Source organism: Psychrosphaera haliotis (assembly GCF_039523615.1).
In the GTDB taxonomy this organism is placed as follows: domain Bacteria; phylum Pseudomonadota; class Gammaproteobacteria; order Enterobacterales; family Alteromonadaceae; genus Psychrosphaera; species Psychrosphaera haliotis.
In genome coordinates this window covers 246,277-261,118 of the sequence record NZ_BAAAFQ010000007.1, presented here as the reverse complement: position 1 = coordinate 261,118, position 14,842 = coordinate 246,277, and the positions used below count along the sequence as shown (strand labels likewise).

Here is a 14,842-nt window from a genome sequence, read left to right as displayed (position 1 = left end):
AGCCAAATTTGCTCCCTCACATAAATGGATTCCCTCTCAATGAATTTGGCTCAATCTGTACTTGCTGTAAATGATGATCTTCCTATCAAAACAAACTTACCTGTACACAGCGGTAAAGTCCGGTCTGTATATTGGTTAACGGCTGAAGATAGCCAACGCCTTATTGCTGAAAAGAACTATGACGTAGAGCCTAATACACCGCTAGCAATTATGGTTATTAGCGATCGTATATCAGCTTTTGATTGTGTTTGGCATGGTGAAGGTGGATTACAAGGTGTACCGGGTAAAGGCGCAGCGCTAAATGCAATTTCAAATCATTGGTTCGGCTTATTTAAGCAACATGGTCTTGCTGATAGTCATATTTTAGATATCCCTCACCCTTTTGTTTGGATAGTCCAAAAAGCAAAACCAGTCATGATAGAAGCCATTGCTCGTCAGTACATTACAGGCTCTATGTGGAGAAGCTATGAAAAAGGCGAACGCGAATTTTGCGGTATTACTCTTCCAGAAGGATTGAGCAAAGACCAAAAGTTACCAGAAAAACTCATTACACCATCAACTAAAGGTATCTTAAAAGGTATACCTAATGTGCCTGAAGCTGATGATGCCAACATTGCGAATCAAGATATTATCGATAATTTTGATGCCTTTAATTTTAAGTCAAAAGAAGATGTTAGCCTTTATCAACGTCTTTTACTGGAAGGTTTTGACTTAATTAGCACGGAGCTAGCAAAAATAGATCAAACATTTGTAGATACAAAGTTTGAGTTTGGCTATGTAAAAGATGCTGCAGGTACCGATAAGCTAATTTATATGGATGAAGTAGGTACACCAGATTCTTCACGTATTTGGGATACGGCAGAATATAACAATGGCAATATAGTAGAGAACTCTAAAGAAGGCTTCAGACAGATGCTTTTGAATCACTTCCCAGATCCAGATATTTTACTTAACAAAAATCGTATGCCAGAGCGTGAAGCGTTGGCAAAAAATAACGCACTACCCGCAGAAGCTTTAATGGACGTTTCTAAAACATATAGAAACATAGCTGAGAAAATTACAGGTAACACAATTCAATTATCTAAAAACCCAAAAGAAGAAATCATCAATATCCTTAAATCTGATTTTGATTTAATAAAGTAACCACTGTAAATCTTAGCAAAGGCATGTTTTTAATAGTAATCCTCTAATGAGAGCATGCCGCTTTTATAAAAATTAATTCTCAATATCGCTGCATCTATTTATTTTTTGCCTACAGTCAGTAATGTCAGTACACTGGTTCTTAGCGATTTTATTGGGGTATTTATGCGATTCACTTTTTTTTCAGTCTTGTTGTCTTTCAGCATCTTATTGTTAGTAAGTAGCTTTTCCGCCAGCGCTGCTACCTCTCAAAAAGTAGATATATTAGTGCTGTCTACTGACCATCAATCAGTTCCTAATGTAGGCATATCGTTAATACCTATCAATATTCCAAAAACCGGTTACGCAACTGCACCAGAACCACAAGTAGTACACCAAATTGATACACAATTCTCACCTCATATTCTAATGGCACAAATGGGCGCGGAGATTAGCTTTCCAAATGCGGATAATGTAAAACACCATGTTTACTCCTTTTCTGAAGCTAAAAAGTTTGAGCTTAGGTTATACAAAGAGGAGAAGCCAGAGCCCATTCCATTTGATAAAGCAGGAACCGTAACTCTAGGCTGTAATATACATGACTGGATGTTGGGGTATGTTTATGTAGTCGATACCCCTTATTTTGCTAAAACTAATGAATCTGGTTTTGTTCAACTCGAATTGCCAGCCGGTGACTATGAGCTTCGACTTCACAATCCATTATTGCAATTTGAGGACAGTGAGTTTGTTAAACTCGTTAAAGTATCTGGTACTCAAAATATTACAATGTCATTAAAACAGCCTTTATTGAGAGCTACCGACGGTTTTGACGAGGGCGATGAATTTGATGCTTATTAATTTCCGCTCGCTACAAAATCGTAACTTTTTCCTTTTCCTGTTTGCGCTAATTATTACGGTTAGTTCCGTTCTAGCCGTTACGTTACAACAAACCTATGAACACTCAACTAAACAGATTGATGCTCAATTTGAAAGCTCATACTCTGTGCTACTTTATCGATTAAAGTCTGAAGCGGTAGGTCTAAATAGAGGTTTAGAGGCTGCAAGTAAGAACTTTAGCCTCAAGAGCTTAATCTTAGGCGGAAAAAAAGATCCAACGTCTCTTCAAGTGGCATTGGTTAATTATCAGAGTCGTCTCAATTCAGATTTCATGGCAGTTATTGATCAAAATAGGCAACCCGTTGTTAGTACAACGGTATTAGAAGAACCAATGGACATAGGTCCACTAAATAATAATCTGCGCTTCGGTCTAATTAACGGAAACCTATACTTAATATCAATACAAGCAATTAAAGAAGTAGAACGGATCCCTAAACCAAACGCCTATATAATCGCTGGCTTAAACGTTTCCAACTTGTTTTCTACCGACATAAAGTCCATTACCAACTTTGAATTAAGTGTGCGTTACTCAAATACAATACAAGCAAGTACTATTGATAACGTGCAACCAGAACAACTAACAAATGCGTTTATAGACTTAGTGCCATTAACTGCTAGCTCTAAAATAAAGAACTCAAATTTAGTTTTTTTAGATAACAAGCCAAGTATCTCTTACCAATCATACCTAGGTGAACTAAATGAAAAACCTATCAATGTATTCTTTACACTTCCTGAGTCAAAAGCTCATCTAAATTATGACCAACTCATTCTTCAACTCTCTGCAGCCATTGCCATTATTATGGTATTAATCTCTTTTTTAACCTTCTCTTTTTCTAAAAGTATTGCGAAACCTCTTCGTCTACTGGCAAACGTAGCCAATCAGATTAGAAAGGGAGAATATCCCGTCATTGAGCACGATAAGACATTGTCAGAAGTAGAAACCCTATCATTTGCATTAGCTGGCATGCAGAGCGCAATCCAAAAAAGAGAAAAGGAAAACCATAAGCTAGCCTATTATAATCCTCTAACTGGATTGCCAAATAGGATCTACTTTTCGTCGCAAATCAAAAAGCAGATTGCAACATATGAAAATCATACATTCGCGGTACTTTGGATGGATGTTGATCGCTTCAAAGACATTAACGATACGCTAGGTCATGAATTTGGCGATGAAGTCATAAAAGCAATAGCGAAGCGACTTGAAGATAACGCTCAACGAAACATGTTTTTGGCTTATTTAGACGGCGATGAGTTTGCTGCTTATATAGTCATTGAAAACGAACAAGAAGCCTTGGTCGCTGCAAATCAAATTGACCACCTTTTTGATCGTCCTTTTGTCGTAAACGAAATCGCGCTAGATGTCTCCGTCAGTATTGGTGTTTCACTTTACCCTAATGATACAAAGGTTAGCGAAAAGCTGATGCAATATGCCGACATCGCTTTGTATGAATCTAAAGAACAACACCACAGCGTTACAAGATATAAAGAGTCTAATAACAAATACTCTGTTGTTAGATTAAGCTTAATGACGGAATTAAAACAAGCAATTGAAGAAGGCCAGCTCACTTTAAACTATCAACCTAAAATAGATGTTGCGAGTGGGAAAGTGGTTAGCGTTGAATCCTTGGTTCGGTGGAAACACCCCGAGCATGGTTTTATATTTCCAGATGAGTTTATACCTCTTGCAGAACAAACAGGTAATATTAGGCACCTTACTCATTGGGCTATTGAAACTGCATTACAGGAACACGTTCGTTTAAGAGAGGTCGGTTTTAACATTAAGATGGCCGTCAATATCTCTGCAGTTGATGTTTCTGATTTGGAGCTTCCTCCTTTTGTCAGTAATCTATTAGAAAAGTACTCTGTAGCTCCAAGCTCATTAATTCTTGAAGTCACTGAGAGTGCTATTATGTCTGACCCAGACAAAGCTATGCTTGCATTAAACATGCTTAAAAACATGTCAATCAAGCTTTCAATCGATGACTTTGGCACTGGCTATTCTTCTATGGAACAACTAAAAAGAGCACCTGTAGATGAGTTAAAAATAGATAAATCATTTGTATTAGATTTAGCTACCAATAAAGATGACTTGATAATCGTTAAGTCCATTACTAGCCTAGCCCATAACCTAGGCATGACAATTGTAGCTGAGGGCGTAGAAGATAACGGCAGTTTAACCGCATTAAGAGAACTGAATGTTGAAACAGCACAAGGGTACTTCATTAGCAGACCGGTCGAGGCTCACATTCTAGAATCCTGGTTACAAGATAACAACGGTGTATTTAAAAGTTAGAATGAAAATAAAAAATCTACCTTATGTCATTACTAGCCTAGCTTTAATCGCTAGCATAAATGTCGCCGCAGAAATTTCGACAAAGTCTCTAGTAGAAGCTAGCCTTCGTATAAATAACAACGAAACAGACTGGTTAAAATCATGGTTAGATAAAGGCGTTGGAGTACATCGTTACAGTGATGATTTTCAGTTAACGTTAGATCAAGCTCTAACAGAAGTAAATGTCGACATATCAACCGACTTTTCTATTATTTCAACGATTCAATATACACCAGATGGTGACAGTAAATTAGGTTTTAACGAGGCTTACATAAATTATCAGCCTCTAAGCCAAGGATTAAAACATCAAGTTAAAGTTGGCTATTTTTATCCTCAATTTTCGTTAGAAAACTCAGATATTGGGTGGACAAGTCCTTACACATTCAACTTTTCGGCAATAAACAGTTGGGTTGGGGAAGAAATAAAGCCCTTAGGATTCGAGTGGCAATTCAAACGCCCTGGAAGAAAGTACAATAGTAACTTTAGTTATACCGGAGTTATCTCCGCTTATGTTCAAAATGATGGCGTGGCATCGCTATTAGCATGGCGAGGCTGGGCAATTCATAACCGCCAGTCTGTTGTGGGCGAAAAAGTGCACTTTGCCAATTACTTCCAGTTCCAGCCGGTTGAAAACCCTAATCCAAGTTATGTAGATATAAATGATGAAACTGACGGTCGGGTGGGTTACTACGTCGGAGGTCATGTCCAATATCAAAGACGCACAGACGTAAGAGTCTATTATTATGACAATAAGGCCGACCCATTTTCAATTGAAACTGATATGCAGTACGGCTGGCGAACTCGCTTTATCTCCACTTCTTTTTTACATAAGTTTACCCCTCAACTTAGGCTATTAGGGCAATATATGTCTGGAGATACGGAAATGGGTGACAGACTGAACGGCGTGCACAATGATTTCTCTTCTTGGTACTTGTTAGCCCACTATAAACTAAATAAGCATAGAGCTAGCATAAGGTATGATAAGTTTAGCGTAACAGACAACGACGTCACTCCTTACGATCCAAATGAAAGTAAGGGTAATAGCGTAACGGCTAGTTATCGTTACCAAGCTTCAAAGTCCTTGCAAATTGGTGCCGAAATTACGATTACTAAAAGTGAAAACAAAAATCGCGAGTTATGGTCTGGCTGGCAGGCCAAACAAGATCAAGCGTCATATTCTTTTACTACTCAATATCGTTTCTAAACAAACTGGTTGTAAATTTTAGGCATAAAAAAAGCCGCCTTGAACTGAGGCGACTTTTGCAGGGTCAACTTTTGAAGGTGTAAATTAGCCTTCTAAACTTGCGTCTTTATCTTCAGCAACTTCATCTTTGATGGTCGCTTGAAGAAGTAACATATCTCTAAGCTTAGCTTCGATCTCTTCCGCAATCTCTGTGTTTTCTTTTAAGAACTTAATACAGTTTGCTTTACCTTGGCCAATTTTACTTCCGTTATACGCATACCATGCACCGGCTTTATCAACTACGTTATTTTTAACGCCTAAGTCTATAAGTTCACCTTCTTTAGAGATGCCCTTACCATACATTATAATGAATTCAGTTTGTTTGAACGGCGGTGCTACTTTGTTTTTAACAACCTTAACCCGAGTTTCATTACCAATGATTTCATCACCCTCTTTTACAGAGCCAATACGACGAATATCTAAACGAACTGAGGCATAGAATTTTAAGGCGTTACCACCCGTTGTTGTTTCAGGGTTACCAAACATAACACCAATTTTCATACGAATTTGGTTAATGAAAATACATAGAGTATTTGAACGTTTGATATTACCAGTAAGCTTACGTAATGCTTGTGACATTAGACGAGCTTGAAGACCCATGTGTGAATCACCCATGTCACCTTCAATTTCTGCCTTTGGAGTAAGTGCTGCCACGGAGTCAACAATAAGCACGTCAACTGCGCCTGAGCGAACTAACATGTCTGTAATTTCTAATGCTTGCTCACCTGTATCTGGTTGAGATACCAGTAAATCATCAACATTAACACCTAACGCAGCAGCGTAAATTGGATCAAGCGCGTGCTCAGCGTCAACGAATGCACAAGTTTTACCTTCCTTTTGGGCCTGGGCAATAACTTGTAATGTTAATGTTGTTTTACCTGATGACTCTGGTCCATAAATTTCAATAATACGACCACATGGTAAACCGCCTATACCTAAAGCAATATCAAGTCCTAAAGAGCCTGTAGATATTGATTCAATATCTAGTGCCTTACTATCACCTAACTTCATGATAGAACCTTTACCAAACTGACGTTCGATTTGCTGTAACGCAGCACCAAGTGCTTTTTCTTTATTCGCGTCCATTTATTTCTCCAGAATTACTATGTCATGGCGGTAAGCCAAAATTTATGAAACGAGTATACTGTATAATTAAACAGTATCAATACTGTATGAGATTTTTTTTAATATTTTTCTAAGAAATTACACTAACCAACTGATTTAAAGAAAAATTTATCGCACTCTCTCGGACCAAAATACGATCACCATCAAATAACCGATGCTCACTAAAAAGTTCTATTTTACTGTTTTCAGTGTTGTCATCCCTAACAGCAAAAGCAAACCAAACTGTTCCAACTGGTTTATTTTCTGTACCGCCACCTGGACCCGCAATACCACTGACGGCTATGGAAGCATTCGCACCAGCCTTTATCAGTGCGCCCTTTGCCATTTCCTTTACGGTTTGTTCGGACACTGCACCATGTGTCATTAAAGTATCTTCTTTCACTCCAACTAAACTTTGTTTTGCAGAGTTACTATAAGTTATAAACGCCTGTTCAAAATATTCAGAACTGCCAGCCAGTTCTGTTATGGCACTGGAAATCCCACCGCCTGTGCATGACTCGGCAGTGGTAACTGTCCATTTTCTTTTTATTAATAGTGCAGCCAGGGTTTCTAGTATCTCTGTGCGCTTTTGCATCTTCCGTTTAGCCTTATGTTTATGGAACACTTGTTTCTAACTTTTAGCGCCCAGCCTTATTAAATAACTTTTCATTAATGAGCTTTATATTAATAAGCATTTTAATGGGCCTAATTTTATTGAATGCAATTCCATAGATTTTAAATTTTACGAGACAGCAGTGGATCGATCTGTGACAATATACAACATTATGAGACAACCATCAGTTCACCGCAAAAATGATTGATTTATACAGTGAAGCGAGTATTTCGGCACAAACGCCAATGATGCAACAGTTTTTAAAGTTAAAGAAGGATCATCAAGACGTCCTACTATTTTATAGAATGGGTGACTTTTATGAACTCTTTTTTGATGATGCCAAACGAGCATCAGAACTACTTGATATTTCACTAACAAAAAGAGGTACCGCGCACGGTCAGCCGATCCCAATGGCAGGTGTGCCTTATCATGCGGTGGATAATTATTTATCTCGATTAGTTCAAATGGGACAATCCGTCGCAATTTGCGAACAAGTTGGTGATCCTGCTACAAGCAAGGGACCTGTGGACAGAAAGGTCGTAAGAATTGTAACGCCAGGTACTGTGACTGACGAAAACCTACTTCCTGACAGACAAGACAATCTAATTGCTGCAGTTTTTGAGCAGAAAACTAAATCTGATACTTTATTTGGGCTCGCTTATTTAGACATTAATAGCGGTCGTTTTTTATTGAATGAATTTTCAAATATTAGCGATTTAAGTGCTACTTTAACTAGGCTGTCTCCTGCCGAACTGTTATATGCAGAGTCCGTTACTGAATTGCATGGCGTGGTCCGAGCTAAGGGTGCTAGACGCAGACCCGACTGGGAATTTGATTTGCAAACGGCTCATAGAGTTCTAAATCAACAATTCAAAACTAAAGAGCTAACCGGCTTTGGCGTTATGGAATATTCTGTTGGCTTATGCGCAGCCGGTTGCTTAATGCAATATGTAAAAGATACCCAACGCACAGCACTACCGCATATTAGAAGTCTAACGGTAGAGTCATTACAAAGTTGTATATTGATAGACTCAGCTACCCGAAAAAACTTAGAACTTACACAAAATTTATCTGGTGGATTAGACAATACGTTAGCCCAAATTTTGGATAAAACGGCGACGCCAATGGGCAGTCGATTGTTAAAGCGTTGGATCCACATGCCAAGTCGAGAGCAACTTGAAGTTTCAGCTAGACTGGACGCCGTAGATGAGTTGTTAGTTAGTGACCGTTTCGGAGAAGTTCAAGACTTTTTAAAGCAAATTGGCGACATAGAACGAATTGTTGCACGGCTAGCACTACGCTCCGCTAGACCAAGAGACTTGGCTAGATTGAGAAATGCGCTAGTAATTATACCTGACTTAAAGTCTTCACTGACAAATACAAAGTCCGCAAGGCTCAATGCCCTTAAGCAAAATATTCAAGAGTTACCTGACGTAGCGTTACTGTTGGAGTCGGCAATTATTGAAAGTCCACCGGTATTAATCCGTGATGGTGGAGTCATTAAACCTGGCTTTGATGAAAGCCTAGACGAACTTAGGGAGCTTAGCGCAGGTGCAACTCGCTTTGTTGAAGAGCTAGAGGCAAGAGAACGCGAGCAAACTGGTATTGCGACTCTTAAAGTTGGTTACAACAGAGTGCACGGCTTTTTTATAGACGTCAGCAAAGCAAATTCGGCGCAGGTTCCAGATCATTATATTCGTCGTCAAACGTTAAAAAACAATGAACGTTATATTGTTCCTGAGTTAAAAGCACATGAAGAAAAAGTCCTCACCAGTCAAAGTCGCTCACTAGCGCTAGAAAAGAAGTTGTATGACGAACTCATTACCAAGCTCAATGATGTTATAGAGCCACTGCAATATACATCCGAAGGTATTGCTCAACTGGATGTACTTTGTAATTTTTCTGAACGAGCAGAATCTCTTAACTATAACAAACCAACTTTAGTGCACGGCCGAAGTATTAATATTGAAGGCGGTCGTCACCCTGTTGTTGAACAGGTGATGTCCGACCCATTTATTGCCAACCCAGTTAGCCTTAATGTTGACCGTCGACTTGCGGTGATTACAGGGCCAAACATGGGTGGTAAATCGACCTACATGAGACAAATAGCGCTAATAACTCTAATGGCTAACATTGGTTGTTACGTACCTGCAGAGTCTGCTGAAATTGGCGAAATAGATAGGATATTTACTCGTATTGGCGCATCGGATGACCTTGCTTCGGGTCGTTCCACATTTATGGTGGAAATGACAGAAACTGCAAACATTTTGCACAACGCAACTCCAAACTCTCTGGTTTTGATGGATGAAATTGGCAGAGGTACAAGTACCTATGATGGACTAAGTTTAGCTTGGGCGACGGCGGATTATTTAGTTTCTAAACTCCACTCCCTAACATTATTTGCAACGCATTACTTTGAATTGACTGAATTTGCTGAAGACCATGAAGGGGTAGTCAATGTCCACCTAGATGCGCAGGAACATGGCGATGACATAATATTTATGCACGCAGTACAAGAAGGAGCAGCAAGTAAAAGCTTTGGGATACAGGTGGCTAAATTGGCAGGATTGCCAAAAGAGGTTTTACACTACGCTAAAAGGAAACTCCACCAGTTGGAAATGAAGAGCCCACCAGAAGAGCTTAATAATGAAGTGTACGCTGAACAATCCCTTACAAACCCACAAGCAAAACCACTGTCAATGATGGAAATGTCGAAGTTGCAAGTTGCCGATGTTATATCAGATACAGATCTTGATGACCTTTCGCCACGACAAGCTTGGGAATTAATCAGTAAATTAAAGCAAACCCTAAGATAGTTTATTGGTACCCCTTAAACTTTGAGCCTATCTAATAGGCTCAAGGACTTCTGATTGAATTTAGTTGACCTTAGAGGCTTCAATCCTAGCATTTTTATAATCTTGTAAAGATAGAAAGTTCTGGGACAACTGGTTCTCTCTCCTGGCCTTCTCTATACCTTTATCAAACCAGTCCTTCAAAGTACGGCCTTTTTCATTATTGTGAAATAGCAAAAATAATGGCAAAGACTCATGGAACTGAGTGTATTTGTAAGTATCAAAATAGGATGGGACGTTATAAGGATATTCAATCAAAACGTCTACTCTTTTATTTGTAAACAACTGCTCACACATAAAGAAGTCGGAATTATAAATTGAAGTTTCCGAAGGCAATTTACTAACTACTAGTTCATATGTTTCTGATGCACATACAGTTAAGTCTATATCGTTGTTTTTAAACCTAGTTAGCGTTTCCTCATCATGCGTAAAGGCGTAGACTTCTGTTTCATAATCAATGTGGTACTTTGAGGGTAAATAACCAGGAAGTGAATTTTTGTAAGCACCCACTAGAACATCCACTTTTTGTTCTTCAAATAAGCGAACAGCGCGGAGCCAAGAGGTTGCTTCCTTTTCAAGCTTTCTACTTTTACCAAACCCACTGTCTACCATTTTCCAATAGACGCCACTACCATCAACTTCCGTATATTCTTCCCAATTTCCACTTGCAGCTTTTATGCGTAAGTTATTAGGTAGTTGATAGGCGTTGGAATATGATTCTATTTCGAACTTATCTTTTAAAGCAGCTAACTCTCCACTCACTTGCATTTCTTTCAAGCCTTTCTCTAGTGCCGGCTTTAAAAAAGCATATTTTGGTGAAAGATAATGGAAGTCAGGGCGAACCTCTAAAATGTGTTTAATAATGTGCGGATTAACATTAAGTTGCTCCGAATAATCGATATTTGCATTTAAAAAAGCTGGCAATCGTTGCTTTAAAACAACCTCTTCAACATCTTTTGTATCCGTTAGTGTCATTACTTTAGGGTCTTTAAAATACTTCCTTATAATTTCTGGAAATACCTCAAGCCCATTTGGGTAAGCAATAACATCAAGGTGCTCAGGTAAGCAATATCCACACACTCTTCGGTCGCCGGTTAAGATGATTTGATATTCAAAAAGTGTAAAGTCGACTCTTGTCAGTTCTTTATGCTCTTGTTCAATAATATTATCTCTAGCGAGAACGCCTGATAGTATCGACTTTTCCGCCAATTCTAACTCTCGAACACCTGGAACATTTATAAACTCCACCTGGTATCCTAGGTTTTTATAAAGCTTGGTCAGAACTTCCGATACAAAATAGCCTTGAGAATGAGGAGGAGGTGTACGCAGAAGAATGGTTTTTTCTTGCTTAAATTCTTTTTGAATAGGGGCTTCCGGCTGGTTTGCCGATATAAGGGGTACATTAAGTAGTGTAAAGATAATCGCTATCTTTAAAAAAAAATTTATATTCAATCGATGAACACTCAAAACGTTTTAGTCAGGCCATCCAAAGCCAGGAAAAGACAGATTACTATAAATTTTAGCCAAAAAAAAGCCGGTAATTAACACCGGCTTATATTCACATGTTGTAAAAAACTAGTGTTCTTCAACTTGAAACAGTGACTCCATGTTCAACCCTTCATGCAAAGCCATATCTTTCAGTCTACGCAAAGCTTCCACTTGAATTTGGCGAACGCGTTCTCTTGTGAGGCCTATTTCTTTACCTACATTCTCTAACGTAGAAGGCTCATAACCTAACAGACCAAAACGACGAGCTAAAACCTCACGTTGCTTTGGGTTAAGTTGCTCTAACCAATGGACAATATTATCGTTTATATCGTCATTTGTTGTTTTAAGCTCTGGTCCTTTTAAGCGATCGTCGGCAATGACATCTAATAAAACTTTGTCTGAATCACCACCAATAGGTGTGTCAACTGAGCTTATACGTTCATTTAAGCGTAACATTTTTGACACGTCTTCAACGGGACGATCAAGTTTAGCTGCAATCTCTTCTGCTGTTGGCTCATGATCCAATTGCTGAGCTAACTCTCGGGCTGTTCGTAAATAAACATTTAACTCTTTTACTACATGAATAGGCAATCGAATAGTGCGTGTTTGATTCATTATGGCACGTTCTATCGTCTGCCTGATCCACCATGTCGCGTAAGTAGAGAATCTAAACCCTCTTTCAGGATCAAATTTTTCAACAGCACGAATTAAACCTAAGTTGCCCTCTTCGATTAAGTCCAATAGTGCCAAACCACGATTATTATAACGGCGAGCTATTTTTACAACGAGGCGAAGGTTGCTTTCTATCATTCGCTTTCGAGATGCGTCACAGCCTTTTAATGCTTTACGGGCAAAAAATACTTCTTCTTCTGCGGTAAGTAGTGGAGAGAATCCAATTTCACTCAAGTAGATTTGTGTGGCGTCGAGGTTCTTGGGCTGCTCGGCTTTAAGAACAACTTCCTCTTCAACAGTTTCTTCCGCATCTTCAACTTCATTAAGCTGACCCTCGGAAAACTCTGCGTTTGTTTTTACAGTTTCTTCAACTTCAGATACCAGTTCTTGGCCCATAGTGCGACTCCCAGATACATTGCTTTTGCAATATTTTTTAGGTTAACAATATAAGCTTATGACTATTTAGGCAGGTATTTATGAGGATTTACAGTTCGGCCACGAAATCGAATTTCAAAATGAAGTTTGACTTTATCGGTTCCAGAGCTGCCCATTTCCGCAATAATTTGTCCTGCCTTAACCCAATCTTGTTCTTTAACCAACAAAGAACGATTGTGAGCATAAGCACTTAAATAATCGTTGTTGTGCTTGATAATAACTAAATTACCAAACCCTCTTAGCGCACTACCTGCGTAAACTACCTTGCCGTCTGCTGCTGCAATAATAGGATCGCCTGGTCTTCCTCCGAAATCGATGCCTCTGTTACCATTTTCCTTGGTGGAATAGGTATCGATAATTTTTCCATCACTAGGGTAACGCCATTTGCGAACCTTGCTAGGAAACGAATCACTTTCTATTTTTTTAATTGGTTCTTTTTGAACTTTTTTTTGTACTTTTTGATTCGTCTGGTTTTTACCGTACTCCTCTGGTTTTTCTTTTGCAATAGTTTTTTTATTATTTTTTTGTGTTGTTTTTATTTCGGTAACAGGTTGTTTTATTGTTTTATTCTTGGCTATCGAAACAGCCCCTTGTGACAAGTTCAATTTCTGGCCTGGAAAAATTTCGTAGGGCTTAGAAATGTTATTCATCTGTGCCAAAAGTCTAAAATCTATCCCAGCTTTCCAAGCAATAGAATATAACGTTTCACCCTTTTGAACCTGGTATGAGTCATCGGTTATTATATTCTTGTGCACTTCGGAGTAAGGCGAAGACACCTGATCTATTTTTACAATTGGTGCTGGATACTTTCGGTTTGCGCAGCCTACAATTAACAATAATAAGATTAGAGAGAGGAATATTTTCATTTTAGAACTGTTTGTATACCACGTAAGTTACGATTAAACCGACAACAAGCCAACCTAGTACATCAACATACTGCCTGATTTTATGCTCCATTTTTTCACCACCAAAATATAAAATTCCGGCTACTAAAAAGAATCGCATACCACGCCCAATGCTAGAGGCTATTACAAATGGCCAAAATGTCATTGATAACATACCGGCGCTAACCGTAAATAGCTTGTACGGTATGGGCGTAAAACCAGCTAAAAAAACAATCCAAACACCAAATTCATCAAAGTACCCAACAATTGTTGCGAACTTATCTTGATAATTCATCATTTCAATAAAAGGGAGTACGACAGGTTCGTAAAGGTAGGCTCCTAGCATATATCCGACGATACCACCGACTACGGAGCTGATAGTGGTAATTGATGCTAAGAACCAAGCTTTTTGGCGCTGACTAATGACCATTGGAGCCAGCATAACATCAGGAGGTATAGGGAAAAACACGGACTCAGAAAACGTTAGTAGTGCTAAGTAATAAGTTGCATATTTATGTTTAGCCCAGCGAATACACGCGTCATACAACTGCGTAAATACTTTCATTAAGCGGTATCTCCAGATACTAATGGTACAAATTTAACCGGTTCATGTTGCGTTTCGATGAATTCATCACCGCTTCTAACAATGGTAACTAGCTGTTGGTTTTCAATACCAACTGGAAGTATTAGAATGCCGCCGTCTTTTAATTGTGATTTTAAAGCTTGAGGCACAGACTCTGGTGCGGCAGTAACAATAATTGCATCAAAAGGAGCTTTTGATTCCCAACCTAACCAGCCGTCACCGTGTTTCATTTGAACATTATAAATATCTAATTTCTGGAGTCGTCGTTTGGCAATTAATTGAAGTTGGCGAATTCTTTCAACTGAGAATACCTGACTGAACACACGACCCAATATCGCCGCCTGATAGCCTGAGCCAGTGCCAATTTCAAGCACGTTAGAGGTAACACCATGCTCAACTAACATTTGGGTCATCTTACCAACAATATAAGGTTGCGAGATCGTCTGGCCTTGCCCAATAGGTAATGCCGTATTCTCATAAGCCTTATGCGCCAAGACTTGCTCGACAAATAGATGGCGAGGGACCGATGAAATTGCATCGAGTACCACAGGGTTTTCTATTCCTAACCCTTTCACTTGATTTGCTAGCGTAGCTCCGCTACGAGTATATTGATTCATGCC

At 39.0% G+C, this 14,842-nt stretch carries 12 protein-coding genes; 5 read left to right on the top strand and 7 right to left on the bottom strand.

Annotated elements, in window-relative coordinates; genetic code table 11:
- Window positions 1-39: 39 nt before the first annotated feature.
- From ABD009_RS10825 to ABD009_RS10810, 4 genes are all read left to right on the top strand, one after another.
- A complete protein-coding gene (locus tag ABD009_RS10825) occupies window positions 40-1,143 on the top strand; it encodes a phosphoribosylaminoimidazolesuccinocarboxamide synthase (RefSeq protein ID WP_343825296.1) in 1,104 nt (367 codons plus the stop codon).
- A 162-nt stretch (window positions 1,144-1,305) separates the two neighbouring features.
- A complete protein-coding gene (locus tag ABD009_RS10820) occupies window positions 1,306-1,977 on the top strand; it encodes a methylamine utilization protein (RefSeq protein ID WP_343825294.1) in 672 nt (223 codons plus the stop codon).
- Entirely contained in the window at window positions 1,967-4,309 is a 2,343-nt protein-coding gene (locus tag ABD009_RS10815; protein ID WP_343825717.1) for an EAL domain-containing protein, read from the top strand. Before ABD009_RS10820 ends, ABD009_RS10815 begins: the two co-directional genes overlap by 11 nt.
- Window position 4,310: 1 nt before the next feature.
- The gene (locus ABD009_RS10810; RefSeq protein WP_343825292.1) at window positions 4,311-5,552 is read left to right on the top strand and encodes a hypothetical protein; all 1,242 of its coding nucleotides are present in this window, start codon (window positions 4,311-4,313) and stop codon (window positions 5,550-5,552) included.
- Between the two features lie 84 nt (window positions 5,553-5,636).
- Here the strand turns inward: ABD009_RS10810 and recA are convergent, their stop codons facing one another.
- Both recA and ABD009_RS10800 read right to left on the bottom strand, forming a co-directional pair.
- The gene (gene recA, locus ABD009_RS10805) at window positions 5,637-6,677 is read right to left on the bottom strand and encodes a recombinase RecA (protein WP_155696299.1); all 1,041 of its coding nucleotides are present in this window, start codon (window positions 6,675-6,677) and stop codon (window positions 5,637-5,639) included.
- Between the two features lie 109 nt (window positions 6,678-6,786).
- Window positions 6,787-7,290 (bottom strand): CinA family protein, encoded by a 504-nt coding sequence (locus ABD009_RS10800; protein ID WP_343825290.1) that lies wholly within the window; start codon window positions 7,288-7,290, stop codon window positions 6,787-6,789.
- A gap of 218 nt (window positions 7,291-7,508) precedes the next feature.
- Between ABD009_RS10800 and mutS the strand changes: the two genes are divergently transcribed.
- Window positions 7,509-10,124 carry a DNA mismatch repair protein MutS gene (mutS, locus tag ABD009_RS10795; protein ID WP_343825288.1) on the top strand — a complete coding sequence of 872 codons (2,616 nt, stop codon included), beginning with the start codon at window positions 7,509-7,511 and terminating at the stop codon, window positions 10,122-10,124.
- Window positions 10,125-10,184: 60 nt separating this feature from the next.
- Here the strand turns inward: mutS and ABD009_RS10790 are convergent, their stop codons facing one another.
- The 5 genes from ABD009_RS10790 to ABD009_RS10770 all read right to left on the bottom strand — a co-directional run bounded on the left by ABD009_RS10790 (window position 10,185) and on the right by ABD009_RS10770 (window position 14,839).
- The gene (locus ABD009_RS10790) at window positions 10,185-11,612 is read right to left on the bottom strand and encodes a hypothetical protein (protein ID WP_343825286.1); all 1,428 of its coding nucleotides are present in this window, start codon (window positions 11,610-11,612) and stop codon (window positions 10,185-10,187) included.
- 123 nt (window positions 11,613-11,735) lie between these two features.
- The gene (gene rpoS / locus ABD009_RS10785) at window positions 11,736-12,716 is read right to left on the bottom strand and encodes an RNA polymerase sigma factor RpoS (protein ID WP_343825284.1); all 981 of its coding nucleotides are present in this window, start codon (window positions 12,714-12,716) and stop codon (window positions 11,736-11,738) included.
- A gap of 62 nt (window positions 12,717-12,778) precedes the next feature.
- Entirely contained in the window at window positions 12,779-13,621 is an 843-nt protein-coding gene (locus ABD009_RS10780; RefSeq protein WP_343825282.1) for a peptidoglycan DD-metalloendopeptidase family protein, read from the bottom strand.
- Between the two features lies 1 nt (window position 13,622).
- Window positions 13,623-14,204 (bottom strand): YqaA family protein, encoded by a 582-nt coding sequence (locus ABD009_RS10775; protein ID WP_343825280.1) that lies wholly within the window; start codon window positions 14,202-14,204, stop codon window positions 13,623-13,625.
- Window positions 14,204-14,839, bottom strand: a complete 636-nt coding sequence (locus ABD009_RS10770) for a protein-L-isoaspartate(D-aspartate) O-methyltransferase (protein ID WP_343825278.1) — start codon at window positions 14,837-14,839, stop codon at window positions 14,204-14,206. Before ABD009_RS10770 ends, ABD009_RS10775 begins: the two co-directional genes overlap by 1 nt.
- Window positions 14,840-14,842 lie beyond the last annotated feature (3 nt).